General features: G+C 74.3%; 17 protein-coding genes and 1 tRNA gene. 11 read left to right on the top strand and 7 right to left on the bottom strand.

Annotated elements, in window-relative coordinates:
- Positions 1–17 precede the first annotated feature (17 nt).
- Positions 18–776 carry an LmeA family phospholipid-binding protein gene (locus QOL16_RS09825; RefSeq protein WP_065959279.1) on the bottom strand — a complete coding sequence of 253 codons (759 nt, stop codon included), beginning with the start codon at positions 774–776 and terminating at the stop codon, positions 18–20.
- A 260-nt stretch (positions 777–1,036) separates the two neighbouring features.
- Positions 1,037–2,707 carry an arginine--tRNA ligase gene (gene argS, locus QOL16_RS09830; RefSeq protein WP_065964540.1) on the bottom strand — a complete coding sequence of 557 codons (1,671 nt, stop codon included), beginning with the start codon at positions 2,705–2,707 and terminating at the stop codon, positions 1,037–1,039.
- Between the two features lie 72 nt (positions 2,708–2,779).
- Between argS and QOL16_RS09835 the strand changes: the two genes are divergently transcribed.
- The 4 genes from QOL16_RS09835 (at position 2,780) to QOL16_RS09850 (ending at position 9,382) form a co-directional block, all read left to right on the top strand.
- On the top strand, positions 2,780–3,358 hold the full coding sequence (locus QOL16_RS09835) for a hypothetical protein (protein WP_065964546.1): 579 nt from the start codon (positions 2,780–2,782) through the stop codon (positions 3,356–3,358).
- Between the two features lie 206 nt (positions 3,359–3,564).
- A tRNA-Arg gene (locus QOL16_RS09840) sits at positions 3,565–3,636 on the top strand.
- Positions 3,637–4,028: 392 nt separating this feature from the next.
- Positions 4,029–8,069: a Pls/PosA family non-ribosomal peptide synthetase gene (locus QOL16_RS09845; RefSeq protein ID WP_083394981.1), complete on the top strand. Its 4,041-nt coding sequence runs from the start codon at positions 4,029–4,031 to the stop codon at positions 8,067–8,069.
- The gene (locus QOL16_RS09850) at positions 8,066–9,382 is read left to right on the top strand and encodes a M1 family metallopeptidase (protein WP_071284129.1); all 1,317 of its coding nucleotides are present in this window, start codon (positions 8,066–8,068) and stop codon (positions 9,380–9,382) included. The genes QOL16_RS09845 and QOL16_RS09850 overlap by 4 nt, the downstream gene beginning before the upstream one ends.
- Positions 9,383–9,521: 139 nt before the next feature.
- On the opposite strand, the gene QOL16_RS09855 is transcribed toward QOL16_RS09850, so the two are convergent.
- The gene (locus QOL16_RS09855) at positions 9,522–9,824 is read right to left on the bottom strand and encodes a helix-turn-helix domain-containing protein (RefSeq protein WP_065964547.1); all 303 of its coding nucleotides are present in this window, start codon (positions 9,822–9,824) and stop codon (positions 9,522–9,524) included.
- A gap of 45 nt (positions 9,825–9,869) precedes the next feature.
- Between QOL16_RS09855 and map the strand changes: the two genes are divergently transcribed.
- Positions 9,870–10,640, top strand: a complete 771-nt coding sequence (map, locus tag QOL16_RS09860) for a type I methionyl aminopeptidase (RefSeq protein ID WP_071283965.1) — start codon at positions 9,870–9,872, stop codon at positions 10,638–10,640.
- On the opposite strand, the gene QOL16_RS09865 is transcribed toward map, so the two are convergent.
- Both QOL16_RS09865 and QOL16_RS09870 read right to left on the bottom strand, forming a co-directional pair.
- On the bottom strand, positions 10,621–11,241 hold the full coding sequence (locus QOL16_RS09865; protein WP_139266370.1) for a 4'-phosphopantetheinyl transferase superfamily protein: 621 nt from the start codon (positions 11,239–11,241) through the stop codon (positions 10,621–10,623). The genes map and QOL16_RS09865 overlap by 20 nt on opposite strands.
- A 77-nt stretch (positions 11,242–11,318) precedes the next feature.
- Entirely contained in the window at positions 11,319–11,522 is a 204-nt protein-coding gene (locus QOL16_RS09870) for a hypothetical protein (RefSeq protein ID WP_065964551.1), read from the bottom strand.
- A 308-nt stretch (positions 11,523–11,830) separates the two neighbouring features.
- Here QOL16_RS09870 and QOL16_RS09875 point away from each other — a divergent pair, with 308 nt between their 5' ends.
- The 5 genes from QOL16_RS09875 (at position 11,831) to QOL16_RS09895 (ending at position 17,446) form a co-directional block, all read left to right on the top strand.
- Positions 11,831–13,765 carry a TPM domain-containing protein gene (locus QOL16_RS09875; RefSeq protein ID WP_071284132.1) on the top strand — a complete coding sequence of 645 codons (1,935 nt, stop codon included), beginning with the start codon at positions 11,831–11,833 and terminating at the stop codon, positions 13,763–13,765.
- Between the two features lie 194 nt (positions 13,766–13,959).
- Positions 13,960–14,685, top strand: a complete 726-nt coding sequence (locus QOL16_RS09880) for a PspA/IM30 family protein (protein ID WP_065964626.1) — start codon at positions 13,960–13,962, stop codon at positions 14,683–14,685.
- A gap of 54 nt (positions 14,686–14,739) precedes the next feature.
- A complete protein-coding gene (locus tag QOL16_RS09885) occupies positions 14,740–15,558 on the top strand; it encodes an arginase family protein (protein WP_071247278.1) in 819 nt (272 codons plus the stop codon).
- A 122-nt stretch (positions 15,559–15,680) separates the two neighbouring features.
- Positions 15,681–17,084, top strand: coding sequence for an NAD(P)/FAD-dependent oxidoreductase (locus QOL16_RS09890; protein WP_071283971.1), 1,404 nt, complete (start codon positions 15,681–15,683; stop codon positions 17,082–17,084).
- 2 nt (positions 17,085–17,086) lie between these two features.
- A complete protein-coding gene (locus QOL16_RS09895; protein ID WP_175473070.1) occupies positions 17,087–17,446 on the top strand; it encodes a Fe-S oxidoreductase in 360 nt (119 codons plus the stop codon).
- 194 nt (positions 17,447–17,640) lie between these two features.
- Here the strand turns inward: QOL16_RS09895 and QOL16_RS09900 are convergent, their stop codons facing one another.
- Positions 17,641–18,375 carry an ABC transporter ATP-binding protein gene (locus tag QOL16_RS09900; RefSeq protein ID WP_370692360.1) on the bottom strand — a complete coding sequence of 245 codons (735 nt, stop codon included), beginning with the start codon at positions 18,373–18,375 and terminating at the stop codon, positions 17,641–17,643.
- Positions 18,376–18,443: 68 nt separating this feature from the next.
- Entirely contained in the window at positions 18,444–19,460 is a 1,017-nt protein-coding gene (locus QOL16_RS09905) for a siderophore-interacting protein (protein WP_305410791.1), read from the bottom strand.
- 87 nt (positions 19,461–19,547) lie between these two features.
- Between QOL16_RS09905 and QOL16_RS09910 the strand changes: the two genes are divergently transcribed.
- The gene (locus QOL16_RS09910; RefSeq protein ID WP_065964618.1) at positions 19,548–20,495 is read left to right on the top strand and encodes an alpha/beta fold hydrolase; all 948 of its coding nucleotides are present in this window, start codon (positions 19,548–19,550) and stop codon (positions 20,493–20,495) included.
- Positions 20,496–20,545 lie beyond the last annotated feature (50 nt).

Genomic DNA, 20,545 nt, shown 5'->3' on the forward strand with positions numbered 1-20,545 from the left:
CGACCCCGCGGGGCGGGTCAGCCGGAGCAGGACCCGACGGTGCGGAGCCCCTGCTCGGTGAGCGGCAGACGGTCGGCGGTGACCCGGACCGTCGCCTGTCGGGCCGTCACGTCGAGCGCACGCACGCGCAGCTGCTCGGGCAGGAACTGCGCGGTGCAGACCTGCACGGGCACGTCCGTGACGCCCGGGATCGAGTTCACCTTGAGGCCGAGGTCGGAGTTCGTGATCCGGACGCCCTTCGGGGTGATCGTGACGCCGCGGCCGTCCCGTTCGGCGGCGACGTCGCCCGTCGCCGCGTAGGTGATGTCGTAGCCGAGCACCGCGGTGGACCCGGAGAGCTCGACCCCGCCGTCGACGAGCGTGAGACGGTCGAACAGCGGGCTGTACTTCGCGAGGTCCTTGACGCTCGACGACGCCAGCGTGACCGTGCCGTCGACGTCCCGCACGTCGCCCTTCCCGTCGACCGGGACGTCGTGCACCGTGACGTCGGCCGCGAGCGGGACCCCGTCGACCGTGAGGCGGTCGGAGCGGATGTCGACGCGGTCCAGGGTGCCCGTGACGAGCTGCGGGAGGACGACGCCCTCGGCGTGTGCGGTCACCTCGCCGGTCGCGCCCTCGGGGAGGGACTGCTCGACCTGGTCGGCGATCACCCGGTCGACCACGCCGCGGAGGACGAACTCGGCGACGACGACCAGGGCGGCGAGCACGAGCAGCACGACGACGAGGACGATCGGCCAGCGGCGGCGCCTGCGGGAGGGGGCGGGTGCGACGGACATGCGTCCCACCCTGCCAGGGACCTCCGGCAGGCAGCCTGGAGGCGCGGTGCGGGTCCGGTGGGAGCGGTGCGGGCCGGCGCGGGGCGCGGGGCGCTGCGCGCCGGGGCGCGCTGTGCGCTTCGTGGCGCGACGTGCTCCCGAACAAGCGGAAGCACGTCGCGCCACGGCGATCCGTGGTGCGACGTGCTTCCGGTTGTGCGGAGCGTCCGCGGCCGGCGCCGCGCGCGCGAAGCGCGCGGCGCCGCGCCGCGCCGCCAGCGCTACATGCGCTCGGGAGCGCTCACCCCGAGCAGGCCGAGCCCGTTGCGGACGACCTGGCCGGTCGCGTCGTTCAGCCACAGGCGGGTGCGGTGCAGGTCGGTCACGGTCTCGTCACCGAGCGGCGTCACGCGGCAGGCGTCGTACCAGCGGTGGTACAGCCCCGCGAGCTGCTCGGTGTAGCGCGCGATGCGGTGCGGCTCGCGGAGTTCGGCGGCCTGTCGGACCACGCGCGGGAACTCGGCGAGGGCCCCGAGCAGGGCGCTCTCGGTCTCGTGCGTCAGGAGCGAGGCGTCGAACGCCGACCGGTCGACCCCGGAGGCGGCGGCGTTGCGGGCGACCGACTGCGTGCGGGCGTGGGCGTACTGCACGTAGAAGACCGGGTTGTCGTTGGTCCGCTTCGTGAGCAGGTCGAGGTCGATGTCGATCGCGGTGTCGCTGGCGAACCGGACGAGTGCGTACCGGCCGGCGTCGACACCGACGGCCTCGACGAGGTCCTCCATCGACACGATCGTGCCGTTGCGCTTCGACATCCGGAACGGCTGGCCGTCCTTGAGCAGGTTCACCATCTGCCCGATGAGGATCTCGAGGTTCGTGCCCGGCTCGTCGCCGAACGCCGCGCACATCGCCATCATGCGACCGACGTAGCCGTGGTGGTCGGCGCCGAGCATGATGAGGTTCCGCTCGAACCCGCGCTCGCGCTTGTCCAGGTAGTAGGCCAGGTCGCCCGCGATGTACGCCGGCTGCCCGTCGGACTTGACGACCACACGGTCGCGGTCGTCGCCGAAGTCGGTGGTGCGGAGCCAGAGCGCGCCGTCCGCCTCGTACATCTTGCCGAGGGACTGCAGCCGCTCGATCGCACGCTCGACGGCCTTCGACTCGTGCAGGGCGTTCTCGTGGAAGTACACGTCGAAGTCGACGCCGAAGTCGTGCAGCGAACGCTTGATGTCGGCGAACATGAACTCGACGCCCTCGCGGCGGAAGAGCTCCTGCGCCTCGTCGCGCGGCAGGTCCCGCACGTCGGTGCCGGCCGGCAGCGTCGCGATGACGCGAGCAGCGATCTCACCGATGTACGCGCCGCCGTAGCCGTCCTCGGGCGTCGGCTCGCCGAGCGCGGAGGCCACGAGGGACCGGGCGAAGCGGTCGATCTGCGCACCGTGGTCGTTGAAGTAGTACTCGCGGGTGACGAGGCCGCCCTGCGCCGTGAACACGCGCGCCAGGCTGTCGCCGACGGCGGCCCACCGCACGCCGCCCATGTGGATCGGCCCGGTCGGGTTCGCCGACACGAACTCGAGGTCGATGCGCACGCCCTCGTACAGGTCGCCGTTGCCGAAGGCCGAGCCGGAGTCGACGATCGTCCGCGCGATCTCACCCGCGGCGGCGGCCTCGAGCGTGATGTTGATGAAGCCCGGGCCGGCGACGTCGACCGAGGCCACGCCGTCGAGCTCGGTCAGCTCGCCGGCGATCTCGGTCGCGAGCTCGCGCGGGTTCGTGCCGATGCGCTTCGCGAGCTGCATCGCGGCGTTCGAGGCCCAGTCGCCGTGCGCACGGTTCCGCGGACGCTCGAGGGTCACGTGGGAGTCGTCGATCGTCACGGTGTCGGACGCGCCTCGTCGCTCGACGATCCCGGTCAGGATCGACAGGTACGCGGCGGAGAGTTCGGCAGGAGTCACGAGGGTCGAGTCTACCGGGACACCCAGCCGGCTCCGGGCCGATGCCGGAGGGCCGTGCAGCATCATGGCCGGATGACCTCCCGCAGCCGCGCCCGGGCGATCACCGTCGCCGTGCTCACCGTGTCCGCGTCCACGCTCCTGGCGGCCTGCTCCGGCGGGTCCGGCGGCGGCGCGCCGAGTGCGAGCGCGTCCGGACAGCCCATCGGCACGACCGTCACGCAGACCTGCGCCGAGCTGCTGCCGGACGACGCCCTGCAGGTCTACGGGAAGACCTTCCGGCGGGACACCGACTGGACCCCGGCGAAGGGCTCCCCCGCCGCGACCATCGAACGGCAGCGCGGTCGCGTCTGCCACCTCGTCGCGACCGACGACCCGTCGACGACGATCACGGTGGCCGTCGCGCACCTGCCTGAGAAGTCGCTCACGACCCTGAAGGACGCCCTGTACGAGCGCGGCGGCTCGGTCCCGACCTACGGGGTCGAGGGCTACTACTCGCTCACGAAGGGCGTCGGCCGCGCCGACGCGTTCCCGGACCCCTACTGGATCACCACTGAGTCGCCCCTGTTCACCGAGCCCGGCGGTGCGCAGCCCGTGGTCGACGCCGTGCACGCCGCGGTGCAGCCCGGCGGGTCGGCGACGCCCGCCGGCTGACGGCGCGGCCCGCAGGGCCGTGCCGGCGCACCCGACGCGAGCCGACGAGCCGTCACCGCCCGGCGCCCTCCGGTGACCAGGAGCCGGACGGGAGGCGCGGGTCGGGCCCGCACCGCGCCTCCCGTCCGGTGCGTCCCACCGGGACGACGCGACACGCGCTGTCCGGTGGGTGGTCGCGGACCTGCTACGGTTGGTGACACCCACGAGCCCCCATAGCTCAGGGGATAGAGCACTGCCCTCCGGAGGCAGGGGCGGAGGTTCGAATCCTCCTGGGGGCACAGGAAACTCCCTCGCAAGCAGACGTTCTCGCTTCGCTCGATCGGCTGCGCTCGATGTCGCCTGCGGCGACCGTCACCCGTGGCTCGGCCCGGTAGACCGGTCGCCAGCGCTCGATCGGCTGCGCTCGATGTCGCCTGCGGCGACCGTCCCCCGCTGCCCGGTCCGCAGGACCCGTCGCCAGGGCTCGATCGGCTGCGCTCGATGTCGCCTGCGGCGACCGTCCCCCGTGGCTCGGCCCGGTAGACCGGTCACCAGCGCTCGATCGGCTGCGCTCGATGTCGCCTGCGGCGACCGTCCCCCGTGCTCGGGTCCGCAGGACCCGTCGCCTGCGGTGCGGGCCGACACGCGGAGTTCGCGTGCACGACACCCGGCGTCACTATGATCCGCGCCGATGAGCACCGGCACCGCCCCCACGTCCCCGCAGGCCGAACTGGCCCGCGGCGACCATGCACCCGCCCCGCGCACCCTGCTCGACGTCCTCCAGGCGACGGCGGCCGCGCACCCCGACGCCCTCGCGCTCGAGGACCCGGCCGGCACACTCGACCACGCCACGATGCTGCGGCTCGTGCGCGAACAGGCCGACGACCTGGCGCGGCGCGGAGTCCGGCGCGGCGACCGCGTCGGCGTCCGCATCCCGTCCGGCGGACGCGACCTGTACCTCTCGGTGCTCGCCGTGCTCGCCGCCGGTGCCGCGTACGTCCCCGTGGACGCCGACGACCCCGAGGAGCGCGCCGCCCTGGTGTTCGGCGAGGCCGGGGTCGTCGGTGTGCTCGGTGCGGGTGGGGTCCTCCGGGTCTCCGGGGCGCCCGACGCGGCCGAGTCCCCCGTGGTCGACCCGGACGCCCGAGCGGCACGCCCGACCGTCGACGACGACGCCTGGGTCATCTTCACCTCGGGGTCCACCGGGGTCCCGAAGGGCGTCGCCGTCACGCACCGGTCGGCCGCGGCCTTCGTCGACGCCGAGGCGCGGATGTTCCTGCAGGACCCGCCGATCGGTCCCGGCGACCGCGTGCTCGCGGGACTGAGCGTGGCGTTCGACGCCTCGTGCGAGGAGATGTGGCTCGCGTGGGGACACGGCGCCTGCCTCGTGCCGGCGCCGCGGTCGCTCGTGCGCAGCGGTGTCGACCTCGGCCCGTGGCTCATCGCCCACGGCATCACGGTCGTGTCGACCGTGCCGACCCTGGCGGCGCTCTGGCCCGACGACGCCCTCGAGCAGGTGCGCCTGGTCGTCTTCGGCGGCGAGGCCTGCCCGCCCGAGCTCGCGGCGAGGATCGCGTCGCACGACCGGGAGCTCTGGAACACCTACGGGCCGACCGAGGCGACCGTCGTCGCGTGCGGCGCCCGGATGGACGGCAGCCAACCGGTGCGGATCGGCCTGCCGCTCGACGGGTGGGACCTCGCCGTGGTCGACGAGACCGGTCACCGCGTCGCCCCGGGCAGCGTCGGCGAGCTGGTCATCGGCGGCGTCGGGCTCGGCCGCTACCTCGACCCGGCGAAGGACGCCGAGAAGTACGCACCCTTCCCCGAGCTCGGCTGGGACCGGGCGTACCGCAGCGGCGACCTCGTCCGGTACGAGCCCGAGGGCCTGGTCTTCCAGGGCCGCGCCGACGACCAGGTGAAGCTCGGCGGCCGCCGCATCGAGCTCGGCGAGGTCGACGCCGCGCTGCAGGCCCTCGACGGCGTCGCCGGTGGTGCCGCCGTCGTGCAGCGCACACCCGCCGGCAACCAGGTGCTCGTCGGCTACGTCGCACCGGCAGCGGGGACGACGCTCGACACCGCGGCCGCGAACGCCCGGCTGCGCGAGGAGCTGCCCGCCGCCCTCGTCCCGCTCCTGGCCGTGGTCGACGCGCTGCCGACCCGGACCTCGGGCAAGGTCGACCGTGCCGCACTGCCGTGGCCGCTGCCGGGCGCGGGCGACACCGCGGTCCTGCCGGACACCGTCGCCTGGATCGCCGAGCGCTGGTCGGCGATCCTCGGCGTACCGGTCACGGGCGTCGACGACGACTTCTTCGCCGCGGGTGGCGGTTCGCTCACCGCCGCCCAGCTCGTCTCCGCGATCCGGGAGCGCTTCCCCACGACCACGGTCGCCGACGTCTACGACCACCCCCGCATCGGTGCCCTCGCCGATGCACTCGACGACAGCGGCCCCCTCACCGCCGCACGACGCCCGGTCGCCCCGGTGCCACCCGCGACCGGACTCCTGCTCACCCTGCTCGGCCTGCCGGTGCAGGTGCTCCGGGGCCTCCGCGTCACGACGTGGACGGCACTCGCCTCGACCGTCCTGCACGCCACGACGCTCCCCGCCCTGCCCGCGCTCCCCTGGTGGGCGCTCGTCGTCGCGGTCGCCGTGTTCGTGACACCGGTCGGCAAGATGGCACTGACGGTCGTGCTCGTCCGCGCGGTGCTGCTCGGGGTCCGACCGGGCGACCACCCGCGGGGCGGCTCGGTGCACGTGCGGGTCTGGCTCGCGGAGCGCATCGCACAGGCGGTCGACGGCCCCTCCACCGCGGGCGCGCCCTGGATCAGCTACTACGCGCGAGCACTCGGCGCCCGCATCGGCCGCGACGTCGACCTGCACACCCTCCCGCCCGTGACCGGCATGCTCACGGTCGGGAAACGGGCGTCCGTCGAACCCGAGGTCGACCTCGCCGGACACTGGGTCGACGGGGACGTCTTCCGGCTCGGCGCGGTGCGGATCGACGCGGACGCCGTCGTGCACAGCCGCTCCACCCTGCTGCCGGGGGCGCACGTCGGCGCGGGTGCCGAGGTCGAGGCCGGCTCCGCCGTCACGGGTCGCGTGCCCGACGGGGAGCGGTGGGCCGGGTCGCCGGCGGAGCGCGTCGGCTCGGCTCGGCACGGCCGGGAGGCGCGCCCCGCCACCCGACGCCGGTGGCTGCTCGCGTACGGGGCCGGTTCGGTCGTCGTGGCCGGCCTGCCCGTCCTCGGGGTCGCGGCGGGGGTGGCGGTCGTGGCCGCGCTCGTCGGCCCCGCCCCCTCGGTGGGCGCGGCCGTGCTGCACGGCCTGGCCGTCGTCCCGCTCGGCACCCTCGTGGCCGGCGCCGTGTACGCCGTCCTGGTGGTCGCCGCGGTGCGGCTCCTCGCCCTGCGCCTGCACGAGGGCCGCCACCCGGTGCGGTCCCGGCAGGGGTGGCAGGCGTGGTGCACCGAGCGGGTCCTCGACGCCGCCCGGACGCTGCTGTTCCCGCTGTACGCGAGCCTGGTCACACCGTCGTGGCTCCGGCTGCTCGGTGCCCGGGTCGGTCGCGACACCGAGATCTCGACCGTGCTGCTCATCCCGTCGCTCACGCAGATCGCGTCGGGGGCGTTCCTCGCCGACGACACGATGGTCGCGACCTACGAGCTCGGCGGTGGACGGATCCGGATCGGGCGGTCGAAGGTCGGCCGACGCGCGTTCCTCGGCAACTCCGGCATGACCGGCGCCGGGCGTTCGGTCCCCCGCGAGGCCCTCGTCGCGGTGCTCTCCGCGGTGCCGAGGAAGGCCAAGCGCGGATCCTCCTGGCTCGGGTCGCCCCCGGTCCGGCTCCGGCGGGCCGCCACCCGCTTCGACGAGGAGCGCACCTTCCGTCCGCCGCGGCGGCTCAAGGTCGCCCGCGGGGCGTGGGAACTGCTCCGGCTCGTCGCGCCGGTGGTCTCCGGCGCGATCGCCCTCGGTGTCGCCGGAGCACTGATCGCCACGTGGTCGGCGGTCGGCCTCGGGTGGACGGTGCTCGCCGCCGGCCCCGTGCTCGTCGCCGCCGGGGCCGTCGCCGCCGTGGTGTCGACCGGCGCGAAGTGGCTGTTCGTCGGGCGGATCACCGCGCAGGAACACCCGCTGTGGTCGTCGTTCGTGTGGCGGAACGAGGTGCAGGACACCTTCGTCGAGACCGTCGCCCGCCCCTGGTTCGCCGAGCAGGCCACCGGCACGCCGGCCCTCGCGGCCTGGCTGCGCAGCCTCGGGGCGCGCATCGGCCGCGGCACCTGGATCGAGACGTACTGGCTGCCCGAGGCCGACCTCGTCTCGATCGGCCACGGGGCGTCGGTCGCGCGCGGCACCGTCGTGCAGACCCACCTGTTCCACGACCGGGTGATGCAGCTCGACACGGTGGCGCTCCACGACGGCGCGACCCTCGGGCCGCACAGCGTCGTGCTGCCCGCGGCCGGCATCGGTGCGGGCGCGACGGTCGGACCGGCCTCGCTCGTGATGCGCGGCGAGCAGGTACCGGCCGGGACGTGGTGGTCCGGCAACCCGATCGCCCCGTGGACGTCCGCGCCGCCCGTCCCCGCGCCGCACGCGGAGTCGGCGGAGTCGGCGGAGTCGGCGGAGTCGGCGGAGTCGGCGGGACCGGCGTCCCCCGGCGCGGCCCCCGGGGACGCCCGGGCGGGGTCCGGTGCCGGGACGGTCGACGCCGTGGCAGACTCGACCGCACCGTGAAGCCGAACCCCGACGTCGACCCCTACACCCCGCACAGCGGCGACCGTCGGTGGAGCGCCCGGCACCACGACCTGCGCCTGGACTACCGCGTCGCCACGAACCGCCTGGACGCCACGGCGACGATCACCGCGCACGCGCTCGAGCCACTCGACCGGGTCGTCCTCGACCTGCACGGGCTGCGGGTCGACCGGGTCGACGTCGACGGGGTCCGGGCGGCGAAGGTGTCCTCGTCGGCGCACAAGACCACCGTCACGCCGGCCGCGCCGCTGCCCGCCGGAGCCGACTTCACCCTGCACGTGCGCTACCACGGAGCCCCCCGACCGCTCCGGAGTCCGTGGGGGCAGATCGGGTGGGAGGAGCTGTCCGACGGCGTCATCGTCGCGGCGCAGCCGACCGGGGCGCCGTCGTGGTTCCCCTGCAACGACCGGCCCGACGACAAGGCGACCTACCGGTTCACGATCACGGCCGAGGCCGGCTACCACGTCCTCGCGAACGGCACCCTGCTCGGCCGCGAGCGTGCCCGTGCCGGCACGACGTGGACCTACGCCGTCACCGAACCGATGGCGACCTACCTGGCGACCGTGCAGATCGGGCGCTACCGCAGCACCACCGTGCGGGGCAGCGGGCACGAGGTCACGGTCCACCACCCCGCCGACCTGGCTGCGGCGGTGCGCACCGACTTCGGACGCGTCCCCGACATGGTGGCCCTGTTCGAGGAGTGGTTCGGTCCGTACCCGTTCGCGTCCTACGGGGTCGTCGTGACGGACGACGACCTCGAGATCCCGCTCGAGGCACACGGCCTCGCGACGTTCGGCCGCAACCACGTCGACGGCGAGCACGGCACCGACCGGCTGATCGCGCACGAACTCGCACACCAGTGGTTCGGCAACGCGGTGACGCTCGGCCGCTGGCAGGACATCTGGCTGCACGAGGGGTTCGCCTGCCACGCCGAGTGGCTCTGGTCGGAGCACCGTGGCGGCGAGAGCGCCGACGTGCTCGCCGCGCGCCACCGCCAGGCGCTGCTCACGGCACCGCAGGACCTCGTCGTGGCGGACCCCGGCGCGCGGGACATGTTCGACGACCGGGTCTACAAGCGTGGCGCCCTCGCCCTGCACGCGCTGCGTCGGACCGCCGGTGACGCCGCGTTCGCCGCCGGTCTCCGGACGATCACGGCCCGGCACCGGTTCGGGAACGTCGACCCGGCATCGGTGTACGCGGCCTTCGCCGAGGCCGCCGGCCTTGACGTCGCGCAGGTCCGCGCCGTCACGGGTCCCTGGGTGGACGGGACGGGCGTCCCGGCACTGCCGGCCTGACCCCGTCGGCCGGGCCGGAGCGTGCACGTCGAGGGCGCGGCTGCTCGTTCGTCCGGGCCGGGGCGCACGGGCCGGGGCGCCGTCCGCGGTCGCGCGGCCCGACGTCGCGGCTGCCCGGGCGCGGAGCGAGGGGGCGGTGTCAGTGCGCGGGACCCGCCGGGCCCCGGCCGTCACGGGTCGGAGCCGCGGTGCCGACGCGCGTCGGGTGCAGCTCGGCCCACAGCGCGTCGAGCGACACCCCGACCACGCCGGCAACTGCGGCGATCGTCGCGAAGGACGGCGTGGCGATCCGGCCGGTCTCGATCTTCCGCAGGGTCTCCGGCGAGATGCCGGCCTCGAGGGCGACGTCGAGCATCGACCGGTCGGCGCGGGCGTGCCGGAGCAGGGCGCCGAGCCGACGACCGCGTTCGAGCTCGTCGGGACTGAGAGGGAGGCGGACCATGACCCGATACTAATGCCGGGATGATCATACCGGTACGATCAGCGGATGATCGAGATCCTCTCCCCCGCCGAGGTCGACCGCGCCCGGCGCACCGGTGCCCTGGTCGGCGACATCCTGCAGACGCTCCGTGAACACACCCGGGTCGGCACGAACCTGCTCGAGATCGACGCGTGGACCCGCACGCTGATCGAGGAAGCGGGGGCCGTGTCGTGCTACGTCGACTACGCACCGTCGTTCGGCCGCGGGCCGTTCGGGCACCACGTCTGCACGGCCGTCAACGACGCGGTGCTGCACGGGCTCCCCCACGACCGTGCACTGGTGGACGGCGACCTGCTCACCCTCGACCTCGCCGTGACGCTCCACGGGATCGCCGCCGACGCCGCGGTGAGCTTCGTGGTCGGCACCCCCGACCCAGCCGACACAGCGATGATCGATGCGACCGAACGAGCCCTCGCAGCAGGGATCGCCGCCGCGAGACCCGGAGCACGCACCGGCGACCTGTCGCACGCGATCGGTACCGTCCTGGCCGACGCGGGATACCCCGTGAACACCGAGTTCGGTGGGCACGGCATCGGCACGACGATGCACCAGGACCCGCACGTGTCGAACACCGGACGACCGGGCCGCGGCCTCGTGCTCCGACCGGGACTCCTGCTCGCCCTCGAACCCTGGGTGATGGCGGACACCGACCGGCTCGTGACGGACCCGGACGGCTGGACGCTCCGCAGTGCGACGGGGGCCAGGACGGCGCACACCGAGCACACCATCGCCGTCACCGAGGACGGCGCCGAGGTCCTCACCCGCCCGAGGAGCTGACCGACGGGTCGACCTCGAGCACGACCGGGAGCCCGCCCGCGGCGACCGCGAGGACGAGGTCCGCGTCGAGGTGCGCGACCTCGACCCGCTGCGTCGTGCCCTCGAACGTGGCGGTCTGTTCGTCGAGGTCGACCAGGACGGCCGAGGGATCGACGCGCAGGCCGCGGCCGTCGCGCTTCAGGACCGCCTCCGTGACCGTCCACGCAGCGGTCCGGTCGCGGTCGTCGGACGACTGTCCCACGACGGACACGTCGAGGGGTGCGGCGGCGACACGGGACACCCGCTCGACGTCGACGCCGATCTCCGTGCCCGCCGGGGCGCCGACGGCGACCGCGAGGACGACGACGCCGGACGTCGACGCCGTGCTGACGGGGAAGGGGCGGCCGCTCGCGGCCGCCCACGGGCGACCGTGGTCCGTCGAAGCGCAGTGCGGACAGACGCGCCCCGCGCGCACCGCTGGCAGGTCGACACCCGCAGCCGACGCGACGGCGGCGACCAGCGCCTCCCGGGCGTCGACGGCGTCACTGACGACGGACACCTGCACCCGCGCGTCGGGCAGGGTGTCCGCCGGAGCCCGACCGTTCACGTCGTCGGACTGCACTGGTCCGCGCGACCGCACGGCGTCGGAGCCGCCCGGAGCCGTGTGGTCCGGACGCGACCGACCGGTGTGCACCCGGGTCAGGCGTGCGTGAGCGCGATGAGCGCCACGTTCATGGTGCTGTAGGCACCCTCGGACCTGGTGGCCTGACGGACCCGACCGCGCAGGACCTCGTACCGGCCGTCCTGTTCCCGGACGAACCCGATCACGCCGCTCGCCGGGGTCGAGACCCGGTGGTAGCCGTCCTCCAGCGGGACGACCTCTGTGCTGGCTGTGCGCTCCATCGCTGCTCCCCTTTCCGTTCGTCGTCGAACAGTGGCCGCCAGCATACCCCGGTACGGGGGACAAACTCTCCAGATGGAGCCGGACCTCCGCGCTTCGTCCACACTCCGACCGCTGTGTGCGTCGCCTGGATAGCATCGGGGCGACAGCGGCTCCAGGGTGCTGCTCCCGGGGGTCCCGGGCAGCACACCCGGCGACGAACGGAGGACGGATGCGAGCGGTGGACGGCCGATCGGCACGACCCGGTACGAGCGGTGACAGGGGGACACGACCTGCCCGCCGCGCACCCTCCCGGGGTGTCGGTCGAGTGGTGTCCCGGATCGCCGCCGTCCTGCTCGCCGTCGGGCTGGTGACGGCTCCCGCTGCTGCCGCCCACGCGACCGACCCGGTCGACCTGCGCGGCGCCTACGTGCTCGACGACGCGGGCGTCCTGTCGAGCTCGCAGCGGGCGCGCGTCGAGCGGTCGGTCCAGGACCTGTACGACAGCACGAAGACGCAGCTCTACGTCGTGTTCGTGCCGACCTTCACGAACCCGAGCGACCACACCGCCTGGGGCGACGCCGTGATGCAGCGGAACCAGATCGACTCCGACAGCATCGTCCTGTCCGTCGCGGTCGACGACCGGATCGCCGACGTCCAGCAGACGAACGAGACCGCGCTGTCCCGCAGCGACGTGCAGTCCGCCTACGAACAGGACGCCGTGCCGGCGCTGCGCAACGGGGACTGGGCGGGCGCGGCGACGGCGTTCGCGACCGGCCTGGCCGACACCCAGGCGCCGCCGGACCTCACGGCCCTGTGGGTGCTCCTGCTCGCCGTGGTCGTCGTCGCCGTGGTGGTCGTGCTCGTCCTCCGGGCCCGGAACAAGCGCCGGACGGCTGCGGCCACCCGTGCGCAGCAGGAGTCCCTCGCGGGGCTCGAACGGTCCGCCGGCGCAGCCCTGGTCACCATCGACGACGAACTCGAGACCGCCGAACAAGAGGTCGGGTTCGCCACGGCCCAGTTCGGCGCCGACGCCGCGAAGCCCTTCGCCGACGCCGTCGCCGCGGCGAAGCGCTCCGTCCGTCAGGCCTTCAGCTACCAGCAGCAGCTCGACGACGAGGTCCCCGACTCCCCCCAGCAGCGCGCGGAGTGGGCGAACCAGATCATCGCCATCTGCCAGCAGGCCCACGCCGCGATCGAGCAGCAGACCGAGGCCTTCGACCAGCTCCGTGCCCTCGAGTCCGGCGTCGAGGACGCCGCCGCAGCGCTCGCGACCGCGGTGGCGGCGGCCCCGACCGCCCTCACCGAGGCGCACGCCGCACTCGAACGGGTGCGTGCCGCGTACACCGGCCGGACGCTCGCCACGGTGTCGGACAACGTCGACCAGGCCCGGAAGGTGCTCGACTACGCGACGGAGCGGTCCCGTGCAGCCACCGCGGCGATCGCCGCCGGGGACAAGGGCGAGGCGGTCATCGCGGTCCGCGACGGCCAACACGCCCTGGCGCAGGTCCAGCAGCTCACCACCAGCGCCACGACCGCCGAGCGCACCTTCGCCGACGCGTCGGCACGGGTCGACGCGATGCGGGCGGACATCGAGGGGGACGTCGCCGCGGCGCGCTCGATGCGGTCGGACGACCCCGGCCTCGCCGCCGCGGTCTCCCGGGCCGAGTCGGTGCTCCGCCAGGGTCTCGACCCGCGGGACCCGGTCGCAGCGGTGGACGTCCTGACGAAGGCGAACACGGAGATCGACGCCGCCCTCGCGACGGCCCGTGGCGTCCAGGAACAGCAGGAGCGGGCACGGCGGGCGCTCGACGACGCCCTGCGGGACGCCAGGAGCCGGATCAGCCAGGCGCGCGACTTCATCAGGATGCGGCGCGGCGGCGTCGGCACGACCGCCCGGACCCGCCTGTCCGAAGCCGAGCGGGCGCTCGACGACGCGGTCGAGCTCGCCACGACCGACCCCGCTCGCGCCGTGCAGGCAGCACGGGCCGCGGAGCAGTACGCGGCGGCGGCGATGGACGCGGCGAACGACGACATGGGCGGGTGGCCCGGGCAGGGCGGCGGCGGGAACGGCGCGCAGCTCGGCGGACTCGTCACGGGCATCGTGCTCGGCGGACTCCTCGGCGGACGCGGGGGCAGCTACGGGGGCGGGTCGTTCGGTGGGGGCGGCTTCGGGGCTGGCGGCTTCGGGGGCGGCGGCGGTGGCTTCGGCGGCGGGGGCGGCGGCGGGGGCGGTGGCGGCTTCTCGGGCGGGGGCCGCTTCTGATCCGCGCGCCGGCGACCTGACTTCCCGCTCCGCCGGGGCCCGGATGGTCGGGCCGGACCACACCACCGGGCCACACAGGACCACTCGCACCACTCGGAGCAGCCAGCTCCGACCAGACCAGCCAGACGACGCAGACCAGCCAAACCACGCAGACCAGACCAGCAGCACCAGGACACTCCACGAAAGGGAACGCAATGGCCAAGCAGACCATCCTCGGCCGGATCTCGGCGCTCATCCGGGCGAACGTGAACCAGCTCATCGACGACGCCGAGGACCCGCAGAAGATGCTGGACCAGCTCGTGCGGGACTACACCAACAACATCGCCGACGCGAAGACGGCGATCGCCCAGACCATCGGGAACCTCCGCCTGCTCGAGCAGGACCACGAGGAGGACAAGCGCGCCGCGGTCGAGTGGGGCCAGAAGGCCGCGAACGCCTCGGCGGCCGCCGACAAGTACCGCGCCGAGGGCAAGACCGCCGACGCCGACAAGTTCGACGGCCTCGCCAAGATCGCGATCGGCAAGCAGATCGCGGCCGAGCAGGAGGTCAAGGACAACGAGGGTCCCCTCGCGACGCAGAACGAGCAGGTCGAGAAGCTCAAGTCCGGCCTGGCCGGCATGGAGCAGAAGCTCGAGCAGCTCCGCAGCAAGCGCGACAGCCTCGTCGCGCGGCAGCGGACCGCCGAGGCTCAGTCCAAGGTCAACGACGCCGTCGGCAACATCGACATCACCGACCCGACGAGCGACCTCGCCCGGTTCGAGGAGAAGGTGCGGCGCGAGGAGGCCAAGGTCCTCGGGCAGCAGGAGCTGCAGGCGTCGAGCCTCGACGCGCAGTTCGAGAGCCTCGAGGACGTCGGCCGTGACGCCGAGGTCGAGGCTCGCCTGGCCGCACTGAAGAACGGCGGGTCGTCGTCGATCTGACCCGATCGACCGGATCGCCCGGACGGCGTCGGACCGTGCTGACAGACTGAGACGATGCAGTTCCTCGTCGTCGGTCAGTGGCAGGGTTCGGCGTCGTCCCGGGCGATGCGCCTCGGTGACGGCGCCCAGGCCGTCGCAGCCGATCTCCCCCGCGCCGCCACCACCACGGTCGACGTCCCCGCCGGTGCGGGCGATCGTCTCGAGACCGCCGTCGCCCGCTACACGTCGGTCCGCGCGGTGGCGGGACGGGTCGCCGAGGAGGTCGGCGTCGCGAGCGAGCCGGTCCTCGTGGTCGGGGGCGACGGGGCGAGTGTCCTCGGTGCGACGGTCCTCGTCCGCCCCGGCACCGCGTTCGTCCGGATCGCCGGGTCGACCGGGTACCGCGCACTGAACCGGGCGCAGCCGGTCGCGGCCGAGAACGCCGTGCTCCGGTTGCTCGTGGACCGACAGGACGACCTCTTCCCCGACCTCCCGACCCTCGACCCGACGCGTGTGGTGCTCGCCGGCATCCGCGGCACCGAGGACGCCGAGTCCGCAGCGCTCGACCGCGTCGGGATCACCCACCTCGACGTCGACGCCGCGACGCCGGACGCCCTCGCCGCCGCGGTGGCAGCGACCGGGGCCGAGTCGGTGTTCGTGCACGTCGACCTCGACGTCCTGGACCCGGCCGAGGTCGACGGCCTGCTCGAGCCGGTGCCCTTCGGGGTCGACGCGGCCGCCCTGGTCGAACTCGTCCAGGCGGCGACCCGTGGTCGGCGGCTCGTCGGAGCGGCCCTGACCGGGTTCGCACCGGTCGACCCGGACCGTGCCGTGGACGACCTCGGCGTGATCCTGCGCGTGGTCGGCGCGCTGACGACGGCGTCCCGCGCGTAGCCCGACCTCCAACGCGGAGCCACGCGTCCCGCGCGCAGCCCGGCGTCCCGTGCGGTGCGCCCTCCGGACCGGTACCCATCGCACCCGGCCGGTCCACCGGCGCCGCGGATACGCTCGGCGGCATGACGGACTACGACCTCATCGTGATCGGAGCCGGCGCTGTCGGCGAGAACGTGGCGGACTACGCCCACAAGCGCGGGCTGTCCGTCGCGGTGGTCGAGGCCGAGCTCGTCGGCGGCGAGTGCTCGTACTGGGCGTGCATGCCGTCGAAGGCCCTCCTCCGCAGCGGTCACGCAGTCGCCGCAGCACGGCGTGTGGACGGCGCCGCCCAGGCGGTCACGGGCCAGCTCGACGCCGCGAAGGTGCTCGCTCGTCGCAACTCCTTCACCTCCGACTACCAGGACGACGGCCAGGTCGCCTGGCTCGAGTCGGCCGACATCGCGCTCATCCGCGGCCACGCGCGCATCACCGGCGAGAAGACGATCGAGGTCGCGGGCGAGACGCACACCGCACGTGCGGCCGTCGCCGTCGTCACCGGCTCCCTGCACGCGCTGCCGGACGTCCCGGGCCTCGCCGACGCGAAGCCGTGGGGCACCCGCGAGGGCACGAGTGCGCAGCAGGTGCCGGAGAGCCTCCTGGTCATCGGCGGCGGGGTCGCCGGCTCCGAGCTCGCGACCGCGTGGGCGTCGCTCGGCGCGAAGGTCACCCTCGTCGCCCGCCACGGCCTGCTCGGCGGGATGGAACCCTTCGCAGGCGAGCTCGTCGCCGACGCGATGCGCGGTCTGGGCATCGACGTCCGCACGGGCGTCAACCCCACCCGGGTCGACCGGGACGAGCACGGCCTCGTGACCACCACCCTCGACGACGGCACCACGGTCGTCACGAGCGAGGTGCTCGCGGCGACCGGTCGTTCCCCGCACACGGCCGACCTCGGCCTCGAGACCGTCGGGCTCACCCCGGGCGACTGGCTGCAGGTCGACGACACGATGCTCGTGCACGGCACCGACTGGCTGTACGCCGTGGGTGACGCGAACCACCGCGCACTCCTGACCCACCAGGGCAAGTACCAGGCCCGTGCCGCCGGCGAGGCGATCGCCGCCCGTCACCAGGGTCGTCCGGTCCACACCGAGCCGTGGGGCGCGCACGTCGCCACCGCCGACCACGCGGCCGTCCCGCAGGTGACGTTCACCGACCCCGAGGTCGCGAGCGTCGGCCTCACCGAGGAGGCCGCTCGACAGCAGGGCATCGACGTGCGTGCGGTCGAGTACGACCTCGGTGCCGTCGCCGGCTCCGCGCTGCAGGCCGACGGCTACACGGGCCGGGCGAAGATGGTCGTCGACGAGTCCCGCGGGATCGTCGTCGGCGTCACGTTCGTCGGGCAGGACGTCGCCGAGATGCTCCACGCCGCCACGATCGCGGTCGTGGGCGAGGTCCCGGTCGACCGGCTGTGGCACGCCGTGCCCGCGTACCCGACCATGAACGAGATCTGGCTCCGCCTGCTCGAGACGTACGGCCGCCCGGAGTAGCGGTGCGGAACCCGTTCCTCGACTCCCCGGTGTCGCGGGCCGGTTGGCTCGTCGCGACCGCGGTCGGTCTCGCGATCGGACTGCCGCTGTCGACCGGCCGCGTCCGGGTGGTCGACGGGTTGGTCGTCTGCTCGGGACTCCCCCGCTGGGTGTTCCGCCGCGGCGGCACCTGCGTCGGGTCGGTGTACCTGACGCGGGACAACGACGGAGACCGGGTCCTCCGCCACGAACGTGTGCACGTCGAGCAGTGGCGGCGGTACGGGATGGCGATGCCGGTCCTGTACTGGATCGCCGGGCGGGACCCGCTGCGGAACCGGTTCGAGGTCGAGGCAGGCCTCGAGGACGGCGGCTACACCGGCTGACGCGTCACCCACCACCGAGCGAGCCAGACGTGGCTCGCTCGGCGTCCTCCGGCGACGCAATTCACCCGCACGGCACACGTGAGCGGCGTGTCCTGCCCGCTCGACGTGACAACCTGGCGCGGCGCACGAACGCGCGACGCACGAACGCTCGGCACGCGAGCGGCCGCCACACGCGCGCCCGGGCGCAGCGCCCGTCAGGCCGCGCGGCGCCGCGGGACGACCAGGGGCGTGCCGGTCTCCGGGTCGGGGACGACGATGCACGGCAGCCCGAAGACGTCCTCGACGAGGGCCTCGGTGAGGACTTCCCCGGGCTTCCCCTGCGCCACGATCTCGCCCGCCCGCATCGCCACGAGGTGCGTCGCGTAGCGCGCCGCCTGGTTCAGGTCGTGCAGCACGGCGACCACGGTGCGCCCGGCCGCGTGCAGCGTCGAGGCCAGCTCGAGCACGTCGTACTGGTGGGCGATGTCGAGGAAGGTCGTCGGCTCGTCGAGCAGGACGATGTCGGTCTCCTGCGCGAGCACCATCGCGATCCACACTCGCTGCCGCTGGCCACCGGACAGCTCGCCGACGCTCCGGTCCGCGAGTGCCGCGGTGTCCGTCTGGTCGAGCGCTGCCTGCACGGCGACCCGGTCCGAACCGGACGACGGATGCAGCAGGTCCTGGTGCGGGAACCGCCCGCGGGAGACGAGGTCGCGGACGGTGATGCCCTCGGGGGCGATCGGTGTCTGCGGGAGCATGCCGACCCGACGGGCGACGGCCTTCGGGCGGTACGACGTGATCGGCGCGCCGTCGAGGTACACCGTGCCCGCCGTCGGTGTGAGCGTGCGGGCGAAGGCCTTGAGCAGCGTCGACTTGCCGCACGCGTTCGGGCCGACGACGACCGTCAGCTCGCCGTCCGGCACGTCGACGTCGAGCCCGGAGACGACCACGCGGTCGTCGTACGCGAGCGTCAGGCCCCGGGCGCCGAGCGCCGTGGTCGGGGTGACCGTGGTGGTGTTCAGTGCTCGGCCTTGCCGCGGCGCCAGTAGCCCATGAAGGCCACCTGCTTCCGGTCCAGTCCGACGCTCCGCACGAGGTGTCGACGGAGCTCCTTGACGCACCCCGCCTCGCCCGCGATCCAGGCGTAGACCGGGCGGTGGGCGGTCGGGGCCGGCACGTCCCAGAGGACCTGCTCGTCGGAGCGGTCGTCCGCCTCGAGTGCGGCGAGCACGTCGACCGAAGCGGTCGAGGACACCGAGGCGGTCGAGGACACCGAGCTGGTCGAGGACACCGAGCTGGTCGAGGACACCGAGCTGGTCGAGGACACCGCGGTGCCCGGGGCAGCCACGACGGCCCCCGCGGTCCGTCCCACCGTGGACGCCCAGGCGTGCACGTGGTCGGTCATCCGGACACCGTGCGCGGCGCCGTTCCGGGCGACCCAGCGCACCTCGACCCCGGCGGGCGCGGAGACCGGCAGCCGGTCGGCGTCCGTCGGGACCTCGATGAACACGTGCCCGACCGCCGTGACGTCGAGCGCCTCGAGGATCGCGCAGATCGCCGGCGCCGCGGTCTCGTCGCCCGCGAGCAGGATGCGTCCGGCGTCGCCCGGGGCGAACTCGGCGGCACCGACCGGCAGCTCGGCGGGCGACTCCGGCACGGCCGGTCCGACGATCCGGAGCTCGTCGCCGACGCGGCACTCCGAGACCCACCGCGACGCGGGGCCGGTGTCACCGTGGGCGACGAAGTCGATGTCGAGCTCGCGCGCGTCGGGCCGGAAGGAGCGGACCGTGTAGGTGCGGAGCGGGTTCCGCACGGCGTCGGGCAGCGCGCGCCACGCGGCGTACCAGTCCTCGCCGTCGGGCAGGTCGGTGAACCCCACGCCCGGGATCGGCAGGACGACCTTGATCCGCTGGTCGAGGCCGACGGCGGAGAACTCGGCGAGGGCGTCGCCGGCCAGGGTCACCCGGACGAAGTGCGGGGTCAGCGCGGACACGGCCGTCACGCGGACGGAGAAGACGCGGTACCGGGCTGCCACGCGACGAGTATGGCATGCCTTACCTAAGGCTTCCAGGGTGGAACAGGGTGGATCGGGGTACCTCCCGGCGGTGCGAGGATCGTCCCCGTGCACGAACACGACGACGAATTCTCGGACCTGGCCGCGCTGGCCGCCGCGAGCGGCGTGACGGAGCCGCTCCGCGCCTCCAGGCAGGTGGTCCCCACCACGGACGGACGCGAGACCGCCGCGATCCGCTGGGACACGGCGGACGGCCGGGAGGCACGGATCACCTACCTGCACGGGCTCGGCATCGACGCGCACAGCTTCGACCAGACCGCGCTCGCCGTCGGCGAGCCGGCGGTCGCGCTCGACCTGCCGGGGCACGGTCGGTCGTCCTGGCGGGACGACGCCGACTACGGCGCGGCCGTGACGGCGCCGGACGTGCTCGCGGCGCTCGACGCGCTCGCGGTGCCACCGGGCATCGTCGTCGGGCACTCGCTCGGCGCGATCCTCGCCGCGCGGCTGGCCGCGCTCGCGCCCGAGCGCGTCACCGGGCTCGTGCTCGTCGACATGTCGCCGGACTTCGCGCAGCGGGCCGTCGACCGGATCGCCCGCGCGCTCGAGGACGAGCCGTCGTTCGCGTCGCTCGACGAGGTCGTCGACCGCGCCGTCGAGGCCAGGGTCGGCGACGACCGGGAGGTGCTGCGGCGCGAGGCCCGGCACACCACCCGGCTCGGAGCCGACGGGCGCCTGGTCCGCCGCCACCACTTCCCGCACCTGCCCGCCGGCCGCACCGCGTCGGTCGGCCGGTTCGCGGACGCCTGGCCCGACCTCGAGGCCCTGCGCGTGCCGCTGCTGCTCGTGCGCGGCGACCGCGGCTACGTGTCCCCGAAGCTGCACGCGGGCTTCGCCGAGCGCCTGCCGCACGCGCGCATCGTCACGGTCACCGCCCGGCACGCGGTGCAGAACCAGGCACCCCTCGAACTGGCGGCGGCGATCCGGGCATGGGCGGAGGACTCGGGATTGTTGCACCCCGACGAAGAACCGTCCCCCGACGGCACCCGTCGCCGGTAACCTCGTGCGAGCGCGACGCGACGACCGTCGCTCCCACGCGCCCGGAAGGA

The organism is Curtobacterium sp. MCBA15_004 (genome assembly GCF_001865055.2).
Lineage (GTDB): Bacteria > Actinomycetota > Actinomycetes > Actinomycetales > Microbacteriaceae > Curtobacterium.

Coding starts and splice junctions, on each gene's coding strand:
- QOL16_RS09835 (WP_065964546.1), top strand. CDS start 2,780: ATGACCTCCCGCAGCCGCGCCCGGGCGATCACCGTCGCCGTGCTCACC.
- QOL16_RS09890 (WP_071283971.1), top strand. CDS start 15,681: ATGACGGACTACGACCTCATCGTGATCGGAGCCGGCGCTGTCGGCGAG.
- QOL16_RS09880 (WP_065964626.1), top strand. CDS start 13,960: ATGGCCAAGCAGACCATCCTCGGCCGGATCTCGGCGCTCATCCGGGCG.
- QOL16_RS09855 (WP_065964547.1), bottom strand. CDS start 9,824: ATGGTCCGCCTCCCTCTCAGTCCCGACGAGCTCGAACGCGGTCGTCGG.
- QOL16_RS09885 (WP_071247278.1), top strand. CDS start 14,740: ATGCAGTTCCTCGTCGTCGGTCAGTGGCAGGGTTCGGCGTCGTCCCGG.
- QOL16_RS09845 (WP_083394981.1), top strand. CDS start 4,029: ATGAGCACCGGCACCGCCCCCACGTCCCCGCAGGCCGAACTGGCCCGC.
- map (WP_071283965.1), top strand. CDS start 9,870: ATGATCGAGATCCTCTCCCCCGCCGAGGTCGACCGCGCCCGGCGCACC.
- QOL16_RS09870 (WP_065964551.1), bottom strand. CDS start 11,522: ATGGAGCGCACAGCCAGCACAGAGGTCGTCCCGCTGGAGGACGGCTAC.
- QOL16_RS09825 (WP_065959279.1), bottom strand. CDS start 776: ATGTCCGTCGCACCCGCCCCCTCCCGCAGGCGCCGCCGCTGGCCGATC.